Origin of the sequence: Actinoplanes palleronii, from assembly GCF_016862315.1 — a bacterium.
GTDB lineage: Bacteria > Actinomycetota > Actinomycetes > Mycobacteriales > Micromonosporaceae > Actinoplanes > Actinoplanes palleronii.
This window is the reverse complement of sequence record NZ_BOMS01000112.1, coordinates 25,952-43,512: the sequence shown is the minus strand read 5'-3', so window position 1 is coordinate 43,512 and position 17,561 is coordinate 25,952. Positions and strand designations below refer to the sequence as shown.

Here is a 17,561-nt window from a genome sequence, read left to right as displayed (position 1 = left end):
CACCTCCGAGGCCGACCCCGTCCGATCTCCTCGTTCAGACTTCCGGCGCTAGCACCCCCGCGCATCGTCCGGATCGGATAGTCCGTGACGTTCGGTACCAACCTGGTCACTCCAGGGTGAGAACATGTGTTCCCCAGGGCGGCAGGTCGACGTAGAGCCCGTTCTCGGCCAGGTCGCTGCCGCTGCGTTCGAACACCCGGCCGTCCAGCAGGTCGGTGAGCCGCCACGCCCGGCCGGCCAGGTCCGGCCGAGCCAGCTCGACCCGGCCCTGGGACGGGTGGTCGGACAGGTTGATCACCACCAGGTGCCCGGACCAGGACCAGGCCAGCAGATCCTGGTGGGTCTGGTTGTCCGGCCAGCCCTCGGTGCCGAGCAGCCGCCACTCCCCCCGCCGGACGGACGCCGCGACGCGCAGCAGCGTGCGGTGGAAGTCGCGCAGGCCCGCGTCGACCGGTTCGTCGGGGAACCGGGCCAGGAAGACCGGGAGGTGGACGCGCCGCCCCTCGAACTCGCCGTCGTGCCAGAGCGTCGCGCCGGGCAGGGTGGCGATCGCGACCGCGGCGGCCCGTTCCCGCCCGCCGGGCAGGGTGGCCGCGGCCCGCGGCTCGTCGTGGTTCTCCAGGAACCGGATCAGGCCGTTCTGATAGGCCAGGTCCGCGGAGAGGTGCTTGCTCACCGAGCCGGCGTCCTCGTGCACCAGCCGGTCGTAGAGCCGCTTGTCGTAGCAGTGGTCGAAGCCCTGCTGCTGCAGCATCCACTCGGTGTCCCAGTACGCCTCGGCGATCAGCACCAGCCCGGGGTGCCGTTCCCGCAGGGCCCCGGTCACCCGCGGCCAGAACTCCTCGGCCGGCGCCGGGCCGGCCAGGTGACCCCAGGTGCGCGCGAAGATCTCGTTGATCAGCAGCATCGCCATGTCGCAGCGGATGCCGTCGCACTGATCGGCGATCCCGGACATCATCTCCAGGGTGGCCGCCCGCATCCCCGGCGAGAACGCGTTCAGCTGCGCCACGTCCGGCCACGGCGGGAAGTACGGGTCCCGCCCCTGCGCGATCACCCGGCCGCCGACGTGGAACCCGTCCGGCGTGCCCTGGATGAACCAGTCCGGGTGCTCGGCCAGCGCCGGGTGATCCGGCGCGACGTGGTTCGGCACGTAGTCCAGGACCAGCCTCAGCCCACGTTTGCGCAGCTCGGAGCGGGCCACCGCGAGCCCGTCCGGGCCGCCCAGCCGGTCGTCGACCCGATACTGCCGCACGCAGTACGGCGAGCCGACCACGTCCTCGGCGGTCAGGTCGGGCAGCGCCTCGTGGAAGCTGCGCTGCAGGCCGTCGTTGGACCGGGCCACCGCGAGCCCGGCGGGGCTGCGCTCCCACACTCCCATCAGCCACACCGCGTCCAGGCCCGGCGCGGCCACCTCGTCCCAGACGTGCCCCGGCACGTCGGCCAGGGTGACGCCCTTGCCCAGGCCGGCCAGCCACGGCCAGGTGTCGATCTCGTAGATCACCGGTGTCATAGTTGCTCCTCCTGACCCATCGCGGCGCGGAACAGTCCAGCCATACCGTGCTCCAGCAACGCCGGGCCGTCCAGCCCGGCGAAAAGATTGGGGAAGACCGCGACCAGGCCGGTCCAGCCGGTCTGGTGCGAGGCGCCCAGGCCGGCGCCGTTGTCGCCGTGGAAGTACTCGGCGAACGTGATCAGGTCCCGCCAGTGCTCGCCGGCGAAGACGTCCTGGCCGCCGTGGCAGGGCCGGTGCCCGTCCGGGCCGGGCAGGAAGATCCGGGTGAGCCGGTCGGAGATCTCCCGCGCCACCTCGAACAGGTTCTTCTGTACGCCGGACCCGGTCGGGCACTCCACGGTGAAGTCGTCGCCGTAGGCCACGTACAGGTTGAGCAGTGCCCGGATCATCAGGGCGTTGACCGGGAACCAGACCGGGCCGCGCCAGTTCGAGTTGCCGCCGAACATCCCGCTGTCCGACTCGGCGGGCTGGTAGGAGACCCCGTACGTGGTTTCGCCGACGCCGAACTCGAACGGCTGGCCGGCGTGGTGCCGGGAGAGCGAGCGGAGCCCGTACGGGCTGAGGAACTCCTCCTCGTCCAGCATCCGGGCCAGGATCCGGCGCAACCGCGTCTCGTCGAAGAGCGCCAGCAGCCGGCCCCGCGCGTCGGTCATCGTGATCGCCGGGTGCCGTTCCAGGAACCCCTGCTCCTCGGCGATCACCCCCGGGTGCCGGGTGATCAGCTCCGGGTCGTAGACGGTCGCGGCCGCCAGCGGCAGCAGCCCCACCATCGAGCGCACCCGCAGCCGCTGCGACGAGCCGTCCGGCAGCCGCAGCAGGTCGTAGTAGAAGCCGTCCTCCTCGTCCCACATCGACCCGCTGCCGGTGGCGATCCACGCGAAGTGCTCGAAGTAGGTCTGCGCCTGCTCCACGTAGACCGGATCCTGCCGGGACAGCTCCAGCGCGATCTGCAGCATGTTCTGGCAGTACAACGCCATCCACGCGGTGCCGTCGGCCTGGTCCAGGTGCCCGCCGGTGGGCAGCGGCGCACTGCGGTCGAAGACACCGATGTTGTCCAGGCCCAGGAAGCCGCCCTGGAAGACGTTGCGCCCGTCGACGTCTTTCCGGTTCACCCACCAGGTGAAGTTCTTCGCCAGCTTGTGGAAGACCCGTTCCAGCCAGTCGTGGTCGCCGTGCCCGGTGCGCGCCTTCTCCAGTTCGTGGACCAGGTAGGCGGCCCACGCGTGCACCGGCGGGTTGACGTCGCCGAAGTTCCACTCGTAGGCCGGGATCTGCCCGTTCGGGTGCAGGTAGCGGCGGCTCAGCAGCAGGTCCAGCTGGCCCTTGGCGAAACCCACGTCGACGGCGCTCAGCGCGACCGCCTGGAACGCCAGGTCCCAGGCCGCGAACCACGGGTACTCCCAGGTGTCCGGCATCGAGATGATGTCGTGCGCGTCCAGGTGGAACCATTCGCCGTTGCGGATGTCCGGCGCGTCCAGCGGGTCGCGGCCGTGTTCGCGCAGCCAGCGCTCCACGTCGTAGCCGAAGTACTGCTTGGACCAGAGCATGCCGGCCAGCGCCTGCCGGGCCACCTGCCGTTCCGGCTCGCTCAGCGCCGGCGCGAACAGGTCGCGGTAGAACTCGTCCGCCTCGGCGCGGCGCGCCTCGACGACCTCGTCGAACTCCGCTTCGGTCACGGTGCGCCGCTGGTCACCGAGCATGGTCCGTACGATCGCAGAACCGCCGGCGGACAGCGTCACGGTGACCAGAGCAGCGGCCTTGGTCCCGGTCTCGTCCGGGTTGACCGCGCCCTTCTCGCCCTGCACCAGGAACCGGCCGACCGCGTCCTTGCGCCCGTCCGCGTTGTCGGTGAACAGCACCGGCGGATCGCCGAGGCAGGTCCACCAGCGGTCGCCGAGCCGCTCGTGCCCGGCCTGCACCACGCCCCCACCGACGTGGCGCAGGTGCGCCCGGTCGCCGGTGGCCCGGAACCAGACGGTCGGCAGCACGTGCAGCTCGGCCTGCTCGGGACCCCGGTTGTGCACGGTGACCCGGGTGAGGATCTCCTCCGGCCCGGCCTTGGCGTACTCGATCACCACGTCGAAGTACCGGTCCTCGGCGAAGATCCCGGTGTCCAGCAGCTCGTACTCGAAGTCGCCGCGCCCGCGCGCCCGGTTCGTCGCGACCAGGTCCTGGTACGGGAAGGCCCGCTGCGGATACTTGTAGACCATCCGCATGTACGAGTGCGTCGGCGTCCCGTCGACGTAGAAGTAGTACTCCTTGACGTCCTCGCCGTGGTTGCCCTCGGCGTTGGTCAGCCCGAAGAAGCGCTCCTTGAGGATCGGGTCGTGCCCGTTCCACAGCGCCACCGCCAGGCACAGCTGCTGACGGTCGTCGCTGAAGCCGCCGATACCGTCCTCACCCCACCGGTACGCCGTCGACCGGGCCTGCTCGTGACTGAGGTGATCCCAGGCGTCCCCGCCAGGGCTGTAGTCCTCCCGGACCGTCCCCCACTGCCGTTCGCTGAGGTACGGCCCCCAGTGCCGCCAGTCCACGGCGGCGGTGTCGGCGTCTTGCAGGCGCCGTTGCTCGGCATTCGTCGTCATACCGTCAGGCTGAGCAGCCCCCGGGTCAGCGCACGTCCTCCCGAAGGGATGAAACCGCGTCCTCGACGGTCGGGTAGAAGTGCGCCGGGTCGATCGTCCGGGTCAGCTTGTACCTGTCGATCTTCTCCCGCACCGGGCTCTTCAACTCGGCGAAGACCAGCGAGATCCCGGCCGCGTTGAGCTCCTCGTCCAGCTCCTCGAGCATGTCCGCGGCGGTGGTGTCGATGTCGGTGATCGGTTCGGCGGCCACCACGATCCACCGGGGTTTCGGCTCGGCCCGGGCCAGCGCACGCACCTCCTCGCGGAACGTCCGGGCGTTCGCGAAGATCAGCGGCGCGTCGAACCGGAAGATCGTCATGCCGGGCACCGCGGCGGCGCCCGGGAAGTCCCGCACGTCGTGGTACCCGTTGATCCCGTCGGGCCGCCCCAGCACGGTCCGGTACGGCCACCAGGCGCGCCGGAACACGTTGAGCACCGACAGGCCGACCGCGACACCGATCCCGGGCAGCACGCCGAGCAGCGCCACCCCCAGGAAGGCCGCCGCGGCCAGGGCGAACTCGACCCGGCGCTGCCGCCAGAGCCGGCGCATCCCGGGCACGTCGGCCAGCGACAGCGACGCGGCGATCACCACGGCGGCCAGCACCGGCTGCGGCAGGTTGCGCAGCAGACCGGGCGCCAGGACCAGCAGCAGGGTGATGGCGGCCGCGCCGACCAGCCCGGTCAGCTTGGTGCGCGCGCCGGCCCGGAACGCCACCGCGGTCCGGGAACCGCTGGTGCTGACCGGGAAGCCCTGGAAGAACGCGGCCGACAGGTTGGCGGCGCCGATGCCGAGCATCTCCCGGTTGCCGTGCACCTCCTGACCGGTGCGGGCGGCGAACGCCGACGCGGTGGAGATGGTGTCGGTGACCGAGACCAGCGTGATGCCCAGCGCGCCGACCGCGAGCAGCCCGAGATCCGCCCAGCTCGCCGACGGCAGCGTGAACGGCGGGAACCCGCGCGGCAGCGCACCGATCACCTGCACACCCCGCTCGGTCAGACCGAACGCCGGAACCGCGAGGATCGCGCCGACCACCACCAGCAGGATGCCCGGCACCCGGGGCGCGAACCGGCCCAGCAGCAGGATCACCAGCAGGCCGAGCCCGCCGACGGCCAGCGCGGCGGGCACCGTCTCGCCGTTCGCCACGCCGCGCACGAACCCGGCCGCCTCGGCGAACAGGCCGTCGCCGTCCACCGAGAAGCCGAACAGTTTGGGCAGCTGACCGATCAGGATCGTCACGGCGAGGCCGTTGACGTAGCCGAGCTGGGTGGGATGCGACAGCAGGTCGGCCACGAAACCCAGCTTGGCCACCGCCGCCACCGTCATCATCACCCCGACCAGCAGGGCCAGCATCGAGGCCAGCGCGACCGCCCGGCCCGGGTCACCGCCGGACGCCACGATCGGCAGGATCACCGCCGCGATCATCGGGCCCAGCGACGAGTCCGGGCCGAGGACCAGGACCTTGGAGGGGCCGACGATCGCGTACGCCAGCAGGCACAGGATCGACGTGTAGAGGCCGGTGATCGCGGGCAGGCCGGCGAGTTCCGCGTACGCCATGCCCTGCGGCACCAGCAGGGTGGTCAGCACGATCCCGGCGATCAGGTCCCGTCCGTAGCCGCGCACCACCACTCCCCTGCCGCACGCCAGGCGCCGCCCGGCCGGCCGGGCGGCGCCCGCACTCTTCTCGCGAGGTTATCGGTTGGCGTCTCCGCCGTGCAGCGCCTCCTGCAGCTCCTCCTCGGTCTCCTTGGGCAGCGACGACTTGAGCACCGTGCCGCCGAACTTGCTCAGCGACTCGACCGCCTTGTCCGGGGTGACCGCCTCGACCACCAGGAACAGCGCCGAGGTGCCCGGCTGGAGCTCGCTGCGGATCCGGTCCTGGAACTCCTTGTTGATCGCGCCCTTGGCGAGTTTGCCGGTGAGCGCGCCCAGGCCGGCGCCGACCGCCATGCCCAGGATCGGGATGAAGAACAGCATCCCGAACAGCAGACCCCAGAACATCCCCCAGGTAGCGCCGCCGCCGACCGCGTGGTGGTTGGTGGTGACGTGGAACTTGCCCTCCCGGTCCCGGATGATCACCGCGATCGCGTCCGGCTGGATGATCAGATCCTTGGCCAGCCGGTTGGCCTCCAGCGACGCCGCTGTCGCGGTGGTCTCGTCGGGGTATCCGATGGCGACCAGTGTTGCCATGACGTGCTCCTTTTCGTTGCCTCGGCTACGTCCCGACAAGTCAGCCACGCACCGCCGCCACGATCCTCATTCCGTACGGATGACTTCCCGGACGACTTCCGGGCGCGAGGCCGCATTCATCCCCGCCGGGCGATGCCGCCCGGACCGCTCGGGGCGAAGGTCAAGGACACCTTTTTTCGTACGACGGGAGCCGGTCATGCAGGAGCGTTACGAGATCCGGGTACGGGGCTTCCTGGGGCCCCTGCTCCGCAAGGTGCTGGGTGACCTGCGGATCCGAACCCTCCCCCGGCAGAGCACGATCAGCGGCCGGCTCTCCGACGACGACCTGGAGCGCCTGCTCACCCGCCTGGACCACTCCGGCGTGCAGATGGTCTGCCTGAGCCGCAGCCCGTCCGGCGCCGGAGAGCGCTGATGACCGAGCCGGCGGCCCCGGTGCTGCCCCGCGGCGTGCTGGTGCTGCTGGGCTTCGCCTGTGTGGTGGTCGTGGTGGCCGGGCTGCGCTGGGTCGCCGACCTGGTCGGGCCGGTCTTCCTGGGCCTGATGCTGGTGGTCACGGTCAGTCCGCTGACCGCCTGGCTGCGCCGTCGCCGGGTGCCGGTCTGGCTGGCCGCGATACTCACCGTCCTGGTGCTCTACCTGATCCTGGTCGCGCTGGGCGGCGCGCTGGCCGCCTCGGTCACCCGCCTGATCGACCTGATGCCGGCCTACCAGGAACAGTTCGCGGCGCTGCGCGACGACCTGGCCGACGGGCTGCGCACCCTCGGGATCAGCACCGGGCAGGTGCACGCCGCGGTGGCCGGCGTCGACGGCGAATCGGTGGCCCACCTGGTCACGTCGCTGTTCGGCGGGCTGGCCGGGCTGCTGTCGAACACCCTGTTCCTGCTCGCCGTGCTGCTGTTCATGGCCCTGGACGCGGTGGACTTCCCGGCCCGGCTGCGCTCGCTGGCCGGCGAGCGCCCGCAGGTGGCCGCGGCGCTGCAGTCGTTCGCCGGCGGCACCCGCCGCTACCTGGTGGTCTGCACGGCGTTCGGGCTGATCGTGGCGGTCCTCGACACGCTGCTGCTGTGGGCCCTGGACGTGCCGCTGCCGGTGCTCTGGGGGCTGCTGTCGTTCATCACCAACTACATCCCGAACATCGGCTTCGTGGTCGGCGTGATCCCGCCGGCGCTGCTCGGCCTGCTGCAGGGCGGACCCGACCTGATGCTCGCGGTGATCGTGTTGTACTGCGCGATCAACTTCGTGATCCAGTCGGTGATCCAGCCGAAGATCGTCGGGGACGCGGTGGGGTTGTCGGCGACCGTCTCGTTCCTGTCGCTGATCTTCTGGGCCTGGGTGCTCGGCGCGCTCGGCGCGCTGCTGGCCATCCCGCTCACCCTGCTCGCCAAGGGGCTGCTGGTCGACATCGACCCGGGCACCCGATGGCTGAACCTGCTGCTCGCCGACACCGTCACGACGGAACCAGCGGAACCGGACGACGCCGCCGAATCGCCCGCCGGGGATGAAGTTCCGGCCGCGCCCGCCCGGTGACGATGGGCCGATGACGGCTTTTACGGTATGGAAGTACGACGACCCCAAGGGTGCCGAGCAGGCGTACGGCACCGTCAAGTACGCCGCCGCCGACGGCCTGGTGAAGATCGTCGACCACGCGGTGGTGACCTGGCCCGAGGGGGCCGAGCAGCCCGAGATGCACCACACCCACTCGCACACCCTGCGCGGCACCGGCTGGGGCGCGTTCTGGGGCGTGGTGATCGGCGGCCTGCTGTTCATCCCGGTGGCCGGCGCCGTGGTCGGCGCCGGGCTGGGCGCCCTCGCCAAGATCACCGAGGGGACCGCGATCACGCCGGACCAGCTGGAGCGGATCCGCGCCGAGATCACCCCGGGAACGTCCGCGCTGTTCCTGGTCACCGGCGACGCCGACCTGGACCGGCTGGGCGAGCGGTTCCACGGCATGGGCCAGCGGCTGATCTCCACCAACCTGACCGAGGCGGAGCGTGACTCGCTCACCGAGGCGTTCGGCGGCAACCGCCCATGACCACGAGCGAGCGGGCCGGCGCGGACGTGGCGGAGCGGGCCGCGACCGGCCGCGCGGCCCGCGACCGGCTGCCGATCGACGGGCACGGCGTCTTCCGGCCGCCGGCCGACCGCGCCGACCCGGTCCAGATCGTCTTCGACCAGGAGGCCGACCGGCTGCCCGACCTGCTGGCGCTGCGGCACCGGCGGATGCGGGCGTCCCCGCTCGCGTTCTACCGTGGTGCGGCCGCCGTGATGGCCGCCGATCTGGCCGGCCAGCCGGACTCCGGGCTGCGCACCCAGCTCTGCGGGGACGCGCACCTGTTCAACTTCGGGCTGTTCGCCTCACCCGAGCGACGGCTCGTCTTCGACCTCAACGACTTCGACGAGACCTGCCCGGGCCCGTTCGAGTGGGACCTGAAACGCCTGCTGGCCAGCGTGGCGCTGGCCGGCCGGGCGAACGGTTTCGGCCGCCGGGTGCGCGCCGGGATCCTGTCCGGCGCCGCCCAGCGCTACCGGACCGCGATGATCCGTTTCGCGGGCGAGGGTGAACTCGACGTCTGGTACGCCCGGGCCGACGTGGACGACCTGGTCACGCGGCTGGCGAAGAGCCGGCGCCGGCGGGTGACCCGGGTCGGCGACAAGGCCCGCGCCCGGACCACCCTGCAGGCGTACCGCAAGCTGACCACGGTGGTCGACGGCCGCCGCCGGATCGTCGCCGATCCGCCGCTGGTGGTGCCGGTCGCCGACCTGCTGCCGGCAGTGGACCGGATCGCGCTGGAGGACCGGATCCGGACGATGCTCACCGGGTACCGGTCCACGCTGGCCGAGGACCGCCGGCACCTGTTCGACGCGTTCCGGTTCGTCGACATGGCCCGCAAGGTGGTCGGCGTCGGCAGCGTCGGCACCCGCTGCTGGATCATCCTGCTCACCGCCCGGGACGACACCGATCCGCTGCTGCTGCAGGTGAAGGAGGCCGGTGTCAGCGTGCTGGCCGGGCCGGACCCGGTGCCGGACCCGGACGGCGAGGGGCACCGGGTGGTCGCCGGGCAACGGCTGATGCAGGCCACCGGCGACATCTTCCTGGGCTGGCAGCGGGTGCCCCAGCTGGACGGCCGGACCCGCGACTTCTACGTGCGCCAGCTGCGCGACTGGAAGGGCTCGGTCGCCATCGACGAGCTGACCCCGCGCGGCCTGCGGACGTATGCCGAGTTGTGCGCCTGGACCCTGGCCCGCGCGCACGCCCGGGCCGGCGACCGGATCGCGATCGCCGGCTACCTGGGCCGGCGCGGCCGCTTCGACAGCGCCCTGACCGAGTTCGCCGAGTCCTACGCCGACCAGAGCGAACGAGACCACGCCGCCTTCCGCGCCGCCACCAAGTCCTGACCCAGCCCCATCCCCCAGCTGGGTTTCAGGGGTGCCTCAGCTGCGCTGAGACACCCCTGGAGACCAGCCCCGAACCCGGACCGATGGGGCTTCCGGTGAGCGGTCAGGCGCGAGGTCCCGGCTGGTTGCCAGGGGTGTCTCAGCGGCCGTGAGACACCCCTGGCAGCCAGCCGCCTTCCGGCTCGGACCGGCTGTCGGGGTGTCGATGGGCGATCAGGGTCACGGTGATCTCGTAGACGATCAGCAGGATGGCGATCACCAGCAGGGCGGTCCAGGACGACAGGACCAGGGCGAGGACCGCGGCGACGACCACTCCGGTGATCCGGAGCGGGTCGAGGTGCGCGGCGATCCAGCCGGGCGCGTGCGTGGCCAGCGCGCCCGAGCCGGTGCGCACGCCACGGGCGGTGGCCCGGCCGCCCCGGGCAAGCTGGGAGCGCAGCCAGACCGGGAACCGGCCGGGGCCGACCAGGTAGGCGAGCAGCGCCAGCAGCGCGCCGAGCACGATGAGCTGCGTGCCGCGGTCCCGGAGCAGGCCGAAGATGCTGGTCATCGCGGCGTCGGCGCCGGACCGGTAGGTTCCGTCGGGCACCTGGGCGAGCAACTCCCGGCGGACCGCGCGCAGCACCGCGGTGACCGTGACGGCCGCGATCACCAGCCAGATCCCGAACTGGACGGTGGTGCGCCGGCGGGCGGGCGAGACGACGTACGCCGCGATCAGCAGCAGGATCGCCGCGCCGGTGAACAGGGCCAGATCCCGCTTCGCGGTGGTGACCGCCTCCTGAGCGGCCTTCAGCTTCCCGGCGTCGTAGACGGTGAACTGCGCGAAGTTCGCCGGCAGCGGCACGCCGAGCTGCTCCTGCACCCGTTCGCGCAGGCCGGGCGGGATCGCCCCGCTGCTCAGGTCGGGCAGGGTGATCTCCTTACCGAACATCGTCGGCAGCTGCGCGCTCAGCTCCCGCAGCGCCTGATTGATCAGTGGCAGCAGGTCGATCTGGATCCGGTCGTCGTAGGCCGTCACCACCTGGCTGGTCCCGCTGAGCACCGCCATCAGCCGCTGGTGCAACCGCCGGTTCAGCTCCGTCCAGACCAGCTGGAAGCGGTCGCTGCGCAGCACGTTCGTCATCACCTCGCGGACCTGCTCGCGCAGCTGACCGGTCAGCGGACCGGCGACGAACGCGGCCTGCTGCGGCAGCACGGTCCGCAGCCGCTGTTCGACGTCGATCACCTCGAACAGCTGGGTGGTCGCGTACTGGGCGACGGCCGCGGAGACCGCCGGGTCCTGCGGCAGCGGCGCGACGGTGGCCACCCAGCGGTCGGTGTTCAGCGTGGTGCGCGCCGCCCACAGCCCGACCACGCTGGTGACCAGGGCGAACGCCGCCAGCGCGGCGAGCACGGCGGCGATCGCGCGCCGCACGGCCCGGCCGCGGGCCGGACGGGGAGGACGGGGAGGACCGGGCGGGTGCTCCTGCAACTGCGCGCGCAGAGCGGCGTTCTCGGCACGCAGCCGCGCCAGTTCATCGGGCGCGTCCTCCTCGACGGCGGGCGGCGCTGGCGGGGTGTCGTCACCGCGTACCGGAAAGTCGTCGGCGGCGGGTGACGGGCTCGCGGACCTGGTCATGAATCCTCCTACCGACCGGACGGCCGGTGGCCGTCGGCCTTGCCGACGTTCGCCGAGCGCGGCGGCCCACGCTTCATCCGGCGGGGATGAACGGCGCGGCCGGCCGGCGGAGCGGACCAGGGCGCTTTCACCCCGGACGGATGAGGCCCGGGGTACGGCACCCGGGGCAGGCTCGGCCGCATGGCAATGGGCCCGCTGGAACTCATGATCCTTTCCTTTCCCGCGGAACGACTCAACGACGGCGTGCTGGCCACCCTGAACCGGCTCAGCCGAGCCGGCGACATGCGGGTGGTCGACGTCCTGGTGGTGCGCACCGACTCGGCGGGCGGTTCCTGCACGGTGGAGATCTGCGAGCTGCCCGGGTTGCCCCGGGACACCGGATGGGCCCGGCTGGCGACCGGCCTGATCACCGAGACCGACCTGGACGAGGTGGCCCGGCTCGTCGACGACCACACCGACGCGCTGGCCGTACTGCTGGAACACCGCTGGGTGAACGACCTGGCCGGCCGGGTCGCCGCCGCGAAGGGGACCATCGTGGCGCTGACCCACATTCCGGGCGCGCCGGGCCGCCATCGGCCCATGCTGACCACCACGAGCTGAGGGGAAGCGATGACCAGGAGAAAGATCGCACGGCGGCGGGCCGCCGTCGCCTACGACGTGCTGCGGGGCCGGCCGGTACGGCTCGACTACGGCTACTTCGTCGTCATGCCGCTGCTGGCCGCGGCCGGTGGCGCCCTGATCGGCTGGGGCCTGGAGTCGGCGGTGACCCGGTCCCGGGCCACCAAACCGGACGCCGAGGCGACCAGCGTCACGGACCGTCGCGCCGAGTCGGTGAGCGCCTGATGGCCACGCCGACCCGCGACGAGCTGGACGTGATGGGACCGGTCGACTACCTGTGCGTCGAGTTCCCGCAGGGCACGCTGACCGGCCGGGCCCTGCCGATGCTGCTGGACCTGGTGGACCGGCGGGTGATCCGGGTGCTGGACCTGCTGTTCGTCCGCAAGTCGCCGGACGGCACGGTGGTCGCCCTGGACGGGCGGGAGCTGGAACTCAGCGGACTCGGCGCGTTCCACGGTGCCGCCTCCGGGTTGCTCGGCGGCGACGACCTGCGCGAAGCGGGTGCGATCCTGGCGCCGGGCGCCGCCGCGGTCCTGCTGGTCTACGAGAACCTGTGGGCCGCACCGCTGGCCCGGCAGCTGCGGGTGTCCGGCGCCCAACTGGTCGCCGGCGGCCGGATCCCGGTGCAGGGGCTGCTGGCCGCGCTGGACGCGGCCGAGTCGCAGGACAACGCTGTCGCGAGTGGGAGGTGACGGGCGATGCCGGGTCTGCTCCGAGGGATCGCACGAACCGCGGTGATCGCCGGTACGGCCACCGCGGTGTCCAACCGGGTGTCGCGCCGGCAGGCCGGCCGATGGGCACGGCAGGAGCCGGAGGACCAGTACGTCGACGAGCCGGCCGAGGCCGAGCCCGAGCCGGATCCCACGTCCAAGAAGTTGGACCAGCTGCGCCAGCTCGGTGAGCTGAAGGCGCAGGGGCTGCTCGACGCCACCGAGTTCGAGGTGGAGAAGGCCAAGATCCTCAACCCCTGACCAGCCTGCGGGACCGGGCCGGCCACCACGGTGGCCGGCCCGTTCAGCGTGCCGTCACCACCGGTGTGGTGGCCTGCGCCAATTCCCGGACGAAGTCCGTGCCGGCACCGTGCCGCGCCCATAACCGGCGCTGCCGATCCGCCCCGGTGCCCTCCCGCCGCAGCCGCGCGAACCCGGCGTGCACCGCGGCGAGGTCGTCGCCGAGATAAGGGTCGATCTTGGCCAGCAGCCGGCTCTCCTGCCGCAGCCGGCCCCGGGCGGCCGTCTCCAGGTCGGCGCCGATCCGCCCGTCCGGCGTGGGGACGATCTTCTCCTGCCGCCGGATGTCGTCCTGCAACCCCGCCACCAGGGCGCGGACCACCGCGGCGAACAGCACGCTGTCGGCAACGTCGAGGCAGGTGTCGGCGACCCGCACCTCGATCGTCGGGTAGCGCGGGGAGAGCCGGGCCAGGAAGTACACGCCGGCCGGGTCCATCGCCGTACCGGAATCGACATGATCCTGCACCGCGCGGTCGTAGCGTTCCGCGCTGGCCCAGACCCCTGGCGGCCGGAAGGTCGGCCAGCGCAGCTGTGCCGGATAGCGCGAACTGGCCCACCCGGTGTCGTGGGCGGCCGCGAACGGCGAGTTGACCGTGAACGCGAGCAGCACCGGCAGCCACGGCCGCAGCCGGGTCAGCACCGCGGCGGCCAGCTCCCGGTCCGGCACCCCGATGTGCACGTGGCAGCCGCAGGTCCCGCCCTCGGCGGTGGCGTCCGGGAACCGCCGGGCCAGCTCCCGGTAGCGCTCCTCGTCGGTAAGTGCCTCCCTCGGGCCGCCGGCCAGCGGCGCCGACCCGGTGGCGACCAGGTACGCACCGGCCTGCCCGGCGGCCTCCGCGGCGACCCGCCGCAGCCGGACCAGGTCCCGGCGCAGCTCGTCCAGGTCCTCGCAGACCCGGGTGCTGGTCTCCAGCTGGTACGCCATGTACTCCGGCTTGATCTGGTCGGCGCCCCGCGCGTCGCGGACCACCGACCGGGCCGCCGGCACCACCGCGCCGTCCGGCCCCAGCAGCAGGAATTCCTCTTCGACACCCATCGTCAGCACGTCGTCAGGGTCGCCGCGCGCGTGGGCGGGGCGCCTCACCCCACCCGGATGACCGCGGTACGCGCGATCTTGTCGTGCACGGCCTGCCGGCGCCGGTCGGCCAGCAGCCACAGCGCCCCGATCGGGAAGAACGCCAGCAGCAGCGCCCGGACCAGCGCACCGGGCCAGCGCACCGGCCGCCCGTCGGCGCGCACCACCCGCACCCCGAGCACCGCCATCCCGGGGGTACGCCCGGCCAGGCTCCAGAACAGCGTGCAGTAGACCACGAGCAGACCGGGCAGGAAGACCAGGTAGCCGGAGAGCACCAGATCGGCCAGGTCCCTGGCACCGGCCCCGACCACCGGGGCGACCACCGCGAGGACGGCCACCCCGGAGCCGGCCAGCAGCGCGACCACGAGCGCGTCGAGCAGGTACGCCAGGGCCCGGCTGACCAGACCGGCGTACCCGGTCACGGGGTGTCGCCGCGCCTCGACATCCGCAGGGTGAACCGGTCGACGGCCTCGTCACCGGCGGCCGCACCGGCGCGGACCCGGCCGACCGCCTCGCCGACCAGGCTGTCGCGCTGCCCACGGACCAGTGCGCGGATCCGTTCCGGCTCGGTCTCCAGCACGGTCAGCACCCGTTCGAGCTGGACGTCGATCACCCGGTCGAGCAGCGGCGCGTGCGCGATCTTCTCGACCGCGGCGTCCACCACCCGGTGCGCCTCCCGCCGGCCGCGCTCGCGTTCCGCCGCGCCCCGGTCGGCCAGCAGGATCCAGTAGGCCCAGAGCTCGCCGGCCGTTCGTACGCTCTCCTGGTCCCACCGCGACCGCAGCTCGGCGACCGTGTCCGCGCTCTTCTCCCCGGCCCGGAACACCGCGCCGATCGCGACGTCCCCGAGCTGCCGCAATCCGATCATCGAGGGCTCCTCGCCCGGCGCCGCAGCACCGCCTTGCGGATCTCAGTGGGCACCACCACGAACCCGCCGGCCAGCAGGCAGAGCAGCCAGTGCTCGACGTCCAGGCTGGTGGTGTGCAGGATCTTCTGGAACAGGCCGAACTCGGTGGCCAGCACGATCGCCGCGGCCGACATCCCGGTGGTGATCACGAAGCGCTTGTCACCGAACGTCTCCAGGCTGAAGACCGAGCGGATCTCGCTGCGCACGGTGAACGAGAACGCCAGGTTGGCGATCGAGAACGCGGTCAGACCCATGGTGCGGGCCTGGTCGACGCTGTTGTCCCGGTCCGCCCACCAGATCACCAGCAACGTGATCGCGCCCATCAGCAGGCCGAGCAGGCCGAGCCAGCCGAGCGCCCGGCGGGTCAGCAGCGGTTCGTCGGAGCGGCGTGGCGGGCGGTCCATGATGTCCGCCTCGGCCTTGCCGTAGCCGAGGCCGACCGCTTGGAAGACCTGGGTGGTGAAGTTCAGCCACAGGCTCTGCAACGGCTGGAACGGCACCCCGGCGGCGATGTTGCCGATGCTGGCGCCGAGGAACGTGACGATCATGCCGGCCAGCACACCCATCTGGAAGAAGATGTACTTCTTCAGGTTGGCGTAGAGCGCGCGGCCCAGCTCGACGGCCTTCACGATGGTGGCGAAGTCGTCGTCGGTGAGGATCATCGCGGCGGCTTCCTTGCTCACCTCGGTGCCGGTGATCCCCATCGCGATGCCGATGTCCGCCTTCTTCAGCGCCGGGGCGTCGTTCACCCCGTCGCCGGTCATCGCGACGATGTGGCCCTTGCGCTTGAGCACCTCGATCAGGCGGACCTTGTGCTCCGGGGTGACCCGGGCGATCACACCGATCCCGCCGATCTCCCGGTCCGCCTCCTCGTCGCTCATCGCGGCGAACTCGGCGCCGGTGATCGCCCGGCCGCGGATGCCGAGCTTGCCGGCGATCGCCGCCGCGGTGATCGCGTGGTCTCCGGTGATCATGCGGACCTCGATGCCGGCCGCGTGCGCCTGCGCGATCGCGTCCTTGGCCTGCGGCCGCGCCGGGTCGACGATGCCCACCAGGGCGAGCGGCTCCAGGTCGTGCAGCAGGTCGAGCAGGTCGCCGTCGACGGCGTCCAGATCGCACCGGGCGGTGGCCATCACGCGCAGACCCTGCCGGGCCATCCGCTCGTTCTCGGCCAGGTACCGTTCGTGCTGCTCCGGGGTGACCCGGCACCGGGCGAGAACCTGGTCCGGGGCACCTTTGACGAAACACCGAATTTTCCCCGACATTTCGTGGAATGTCGCCATCAGCTTGTACGCCGAGTCGAACGGCAGCTCCGCCACCCGCGGGTACTTCTCCCGGGTGGCCACCGCGTCCAGCCCGCCCTTCTCGGCGAGCACCACGAGCGCACCCTCGGTCGGGTCACCGATCAGCGCGCCGTCGGTGACCACCGCGTCCGAGGCGAGGATCATCGGCAGCAGGTACTCCTCCAGCGGCACGTCCGGATCCCCGGCCACCCGCTTGATCGTGCCCTCGATGGCATAACCGCCACCGGAGACCACGTAGCGCCGCCCCGGGATGGCCATCTCGGCGGCGGTCATCTGGTTCAGGGTCAGCGTCCCGGTCTTGTCCGAGTTGATCGCCGAGGTGGAGCCGAGCGTCTCGGTGGAGCGCAGCCGCTTGACGATCGCGTTCGACCGGGCCAGCAGCTGGGTGCCCATCGACAGGATCGTGGTGACCACGGCCGGCAGCCCGGTCGGGATGGCCGAGACGGCGAACGCCACCGCGGCAGTGAAGACCACGGTGAACTCGTTGCCCCGGGCCAGGTTGATCACCACCGAGGCGAGCAGCGCGAACCCGGCGATGAACAGGATCTGGTTGGTGAGCGTGCTGAGCTGCCGGGTCAGCGGGGTCTGCGCGTCCTTCTCGGCCTGCAGCATCCCGGAGATCCGGCCCACCTCGGTGGCCATCCCGGTCGCGGTGACCAGCAGCTCGCCTGATCCCCGGGTGACGTTGGTGTTCATGTACGCCATGTCCGACCGGTCACCCAGGTCGGTCTGTGCCGACGCGACCGGCTCGACGTTCTTGGCGACCGGCAGGCTCTCCCCGGTCAGCGCCGACTCGCCGATCTCCAGGGTGGCCGCCCGCAGCAGCCGCCCGTCGGCCGGGACCACGTCACCGGCCTCGATCTGCACCACGTCGCCGGGCACGAGCTCCTCGGCGGGCAGCTCGGCCAGGGCGCCGTCCCGGCGGACCCGGGCCTTGACGATCATCATCTTCTGCAGCGCGTCGATCGCGGCCGCCGCCTTGCCCTCCTGGTGCAGGCCCAGGGCCGCGTTCAGCAGGGTGAGCGCGATCAGCAGCACGCCGGTGCCCCACTGCTTGAGCGGGTAGAGGCTGCCCAGGCCGGCGAGGAGCAGCACGATCTGCATCGGGTCGGCGTACTGCCGGACGAAGGAGCGCCACCAGGGTTCCTTCTTCGCCTCGGCGAACCGGTTCGGGCCGTACCGGTCCCGGCGCGCGGCGGCCTCGTCGCTGCTGAGGCCGTGCTGCTGGTCGACGTTCTCGGCCGCGAGGGCCTCCGGGACGGTGAGCACGTGGAAGACCGGGGTCTCCTCGGTCATGGTCGCCATCGC

The 17,561-nt window shown here is 72.0% G+C and carries 17 protein-coding genes; 8 read left to right on the top strand and 9 right to left on the bottom strand.

Annotation, left to right across the window (positions count from 1 at the left end; genetic code table 11):
• Window positions 1-106 precede the first annotated feature (106 nt).
• From Apa02nite_RS34965 to Apa02nite_RS34950, 4 genes are all read right to left on the bottom strand, one after another.
• Window positions 107-1,510, bottom strand: coding sequence for an alpha-amylase family protein (locus Apa02nite_RS34965; protein ID WP_203828887.1), 1,404 nt, complete (start codon window positions 1,508-1,510; stop codon window positions 107-109).
• Window positions 1,507-4,098, bottom strand: coding sequence for an MGH1-like glycoside hydrolase domain-containing protein (locus Apa02nite_RS34960; RefSeq protein ID WP_203828886.1), 2,592 nt, complete (start codon window positions 4,096-4,098; stop codon window positions 1,507-1,509). The genes Apa02nite_RS34965 and Apa02nite_RS34960 overlap by 4 nt, the downstream gene beginning before the upstream one ends.
• 25 nt (window positions 4,099-4,123) lie before the next feature.
• A complete protein-coding gene (locus Apa02nite_RS34955; protein WP_239164759.1) occupies window positions 4,124-5,758 on the bottom strand; it encodes a SulP family inorganic anion transporter in 1,635 nt (544 codons plus the stop codon).
• A gap of 69 nt (window positions 5,759-5,827) precedes the next feature.
• Window positions 5,828-6,325 (bottom strand): DUF1269 domain-containing protein, encoded by a 498-nt coding sequence (locus Apa02nite_RS34950; protein WP_203828885.1) that lies wholly within the window; start codon window positions 6,323-6,325, stop codon window positions 5,828-5,830.
• Between the two features lie 196 nt (window positions 6,326-6,521).
• Between Apa02nite_RS34950 and Apa02nite_RS34945 the strand changes: the two genes are divergently transcribed.
• Genes Apa02nite_RS34945 through Apa02nite_RS34930 form a run of 4 tightly spaced genes read left to right on the top strand, consistent with a single transcriptional unit; the run spans window position 6,522 to window position 9,721 of the window.
• Window positions 6,522-6,737, top strand: coding sequence for a DUF8691 family protein (locus Apa02nite_RS34945; RefSeq protein ID WP_067699270.1), 216 nt, complete (start codon window positions 6,522-6,524; stop codon window positions 6,735-6,737).
• Complete coding sequence (locus tag Apa02nite_RS34940; protein ID WP_203828884.1) at window positions 6,737-7,852, top strand: AI-2E family transporter; 1,116 nt, start codon at window positions 6,737-6,739, stop codon at window positions 7,850-7,852. Before Apa02nite_RS34945 ends, Apa02nite_RS34940 begins: the two co-directional genes overlap by 1 nt.
• 10 nt (window positions 7,853-7,862) lie before the next feature.
• The gene (locus Apa02nite_RS34935) at window positions 7,863-8,357 is read left to right on the top strand and encodes a DUF1269 domain-containing protein (RefSeq protein WP_067699384.1); all 495 of its coding nucleotides are present in this window, start codon (window positions 7,863-7,865) and stop codon (window positions 8,355-8,357) included.
• The gene (locus tag Apa02nite_RS34930) at window positions 8,354-9,721 is read left to right on the top strand and encodes a DUF2252 domain-containing protein (protein ID WP_203828883.1); all 1,368 of its coding nucleotides are present in this window, start codon (window positions 8,354-8,356) and stop codon (window positions 9,719-9,721) included. The genes Apa02nite_RS34935 and Apa02nite_RS34930 overlap by 4 nt, the downstream gene beginning before the upstream one ends.
• Window positions 9,722-9,860: 139 nt before the next feature.
• Here the strand turns inward: Apa02nite_RS34930 and Apa02nite_RS34925 are convergent, their stop codons facing one another.
• On the bottom strand, window positions 9,861-11,339 hold the full coding sequence (locus Apa02nite_RS34925; RefSeq protein WP_239164758.1) for a hypothetical protein: 1,479 nt from the start codon (window positions 11,337-11,339) through the stop codon (window positions 9,861-9,863).
• A gap of 180 nt (window positions 11,340-11,519) precedes the next feature.
• Here Apa02nite_RS34925 and Apa02nite_RS34920 point away from each other — a divergent pair, with 180 nt between their 5' ends.
• From Apa02nite_RS34920 to Apa02nite_RS34905, 4 genes are read left to right on the top strand one after another with little or no spacing between them, the layout of a single operon-like run.
• The gene (locus Apa02nite_RS34920; protein ID WP_203828882.1) at window positions 11,520-11,939 is read left to right on the top strand and encodes a DUF6325 family protein; all 420 of its coding nucleotides are present in this window, start codon (window positions 11,520-11,522) and stop codon (window positions 11,937-11,939) included.
• Between the two features lie 9 nt (window positions 11,940-11,948).
• On the top strand, window positions 11,949-12,182 hold the full coding sequence (locus Apa02nite_RS34915; RefSeq protein WP_203828881.1) for a hypothetical protein: 234 nt from the start codon (window positions 11,949-11,951) through the stop codon (window positions 12,180-12,182).
• Window positions 12,182-12,649 (top strand): DUF6325 family protein, encoded by a 468-nt coding sequence (locus Apa02nite_RS34910; protein ID WP_203828880.1) that lies wholly within the window; start codon window positions 12,182-12,184, stop codon window positions 12,647-12,649. The genes Apa02nite_RS34915 and Apa02nite_RS34910 overlap by 1 nt, the downstream gene beginning before the upstream one ends.
• A 6-nt stretch (window positions 12,650-12,655) precedes the next feature.
• A complete protein-coding gene (locus Apa02nite_RS34905) occupies window positions 12,656-12,928 on the top strand; it encodes an SHOCT domain-containing protein (protein ID WP_203828879.1) in 273 nt (90 codons plus the stop codon).
• A gap of 43 nt (window positions 12,929-12,971) precedes the next feature.
• Here Apa02nite_RS34905 and Apa02nite_RS34900 read toward each other — a convergent pair whose 3' ends face one another.
• From Apa02nite_RS34900 to Apa02nite_RS34885, 4 genes are read right to left on the bottom strand one after another with little or no spacing between them, the layout of a single operon-like run.
• The gene (locus Apa02nite_RS34900) at window positions 12,972-14,003 is read right to left on the bottom strand and encodes a carboxylate-amine ligase (RefSeq protein WP_239164761.1); all 1,032 of its coding nucleotides are present in this window, start codon (window positions 14,001-14,003) and stop codon (window positions 12,972-12,974) included.
• 44 nt (window positions 14,004-14,047) lie between these two features.
• Window positions 14,048-14,464, bottom strand: a complete 417-nt coding sequence (locus tag Apa02nite_RS34895; protein WP_203828877.1) for an RDD family protein — start codon at window positions 14,462-14,464, stop codon at window positions 14,048-14,050.
• Entirely contained in the window at window positions 14,461-14,910 is a 450-nt protein-coding gene (locus Apa02nite_RS34890; protein WP_067699285.1) for a hypothetical protein, read from the bottom strand. Before Apa02nite_RS34890 ends, Apa02nite_RS34895 begins: the two co-directional genes overlap by 4 nt.
• A complete protein-coding gene (locus Apa02nite_RS34885) occupies window positions 14,907-17,549 on the bottom strand; it encodes a cation-translocating P-type ATPase (protein ID WP_203828876.1) in 2,643 nt (880 codons plus the stop codon). Before Apa02nite_RS34885 ends, Apa02nite_RS34890 begins: the two co-directional genes overlap by 4 nt.
• Window positions 17,550-17,561: the final 12 nt, after the last annotated feature.

Bases quoted from the DNA above. Each gene is read 5' to 3' on its own strand.
- Apa02nite_RS34965 (WP_203828887.1), bottom strand. From the start codon at position 1,510: ATGACACCGGTGATCTACGAGATCGACACCTGGCCGTGGCTGGCCGGC.
- Apa02nite_RS34960 (WP_203828886.1), bottom strand. From the start codon at position 4,098: ATGACGACGAATGCCGAGCAACGGCGCCTGCAAGACGCCGACACCGCC.
- Apa02nite_RS34950 (WP_203828885.1), bottom strand. From the start codon at position 6,325: ATGGCAACACTGGTCGCCATCGGATACCCCGACGAGACCACCGCGACA.
- Apa02nite_RS34945 (WP_067699270.1), top strand. From the start codon at position 6,522: ATGCAGGAGCGTTACGAGATCCGGGTACGGGGCTTCCTGGGGCCCCTG.
- Apa02nite_RS34940 (WP_203828884.1), top strand. From the start codon at position 6,737: ATGACCGAGCCGGCGGCCCCGGTGCTGCCCCGCGGCGTGCTGGTGCTG.
- Apa02nite_RS34935 (WP_067699384.1), top strand. From the start codon at position 7,863: ATGACGGCTTTTACGGTATGGAAGTACGACGACCCCAAGGGTGCCGAG.
- Apa02nite_RS34930 (WP_203828883.1), top strand. From the start codon at position 8,354: ATGACCACGAGCGAGCGGGCCGGCGCGGACGTGGCGGAGCGGGCCGCG.
- Apa02nite_RS34925 (WP_239164758.1), bottom strand. From the start codon at position 11,339: ATGACCAGGTCCGCGAGCCCGTCACCCGCCGCCGACGACTTTCCGGTA.
- Apa02nite_RS34920 (WP_203828882.1), top strand. From the start codon at position 11,520: ATGGCAATGGGCCCGCTGGAACTCATGATCCTTTCCTTTCCCGCGGAA.
- Apa02nite_RS34915 (WP_203828881.1), top strand. From the start codon at position 11,949: ATGACCAGGAGAAAGATCGCACGGCGGCGGGCCGCCGTCGCCTACGAC.
- Apa02nite_RS34910 (WP_203828880.1), top strand. From the start codon at position 12,182: ATGGCCACGCCGACCCGCGACGAGCTGGACGTGATGGGACCGGTCGAC.
- Apa02nite_RS34905 (WP_203828879.1), top strand. From the start codon at position 12,656: ATGCCGGGTCTGCTCCGAGGGATCGCACGAACCGCGGTGATCGCCGGT.
- Apa02nite_RS34900 (WP_239164761.1), bottom strand. From the start codon at position 14,003: ATGGGTGTCGAAGAGGAATTCCTGCTGCTGGGGCCGGACGGCGCGGTG.
- Apa02nite_RS34890 (WP_067699285.1), bottom strand. From the start codon at position 14,910: ATGATCGGATTGCGGCAGCTCGGGGACGTCGCGATCGGCGCGGTGTTC.
- Apa02nite_RS34885 (WP_203828876.1), bottom strand. From the start codon at position 17,549: ATGACCGAGGAGACCCCGGTCTTCCACGTGCTCACCGTCCCGGAGGCC.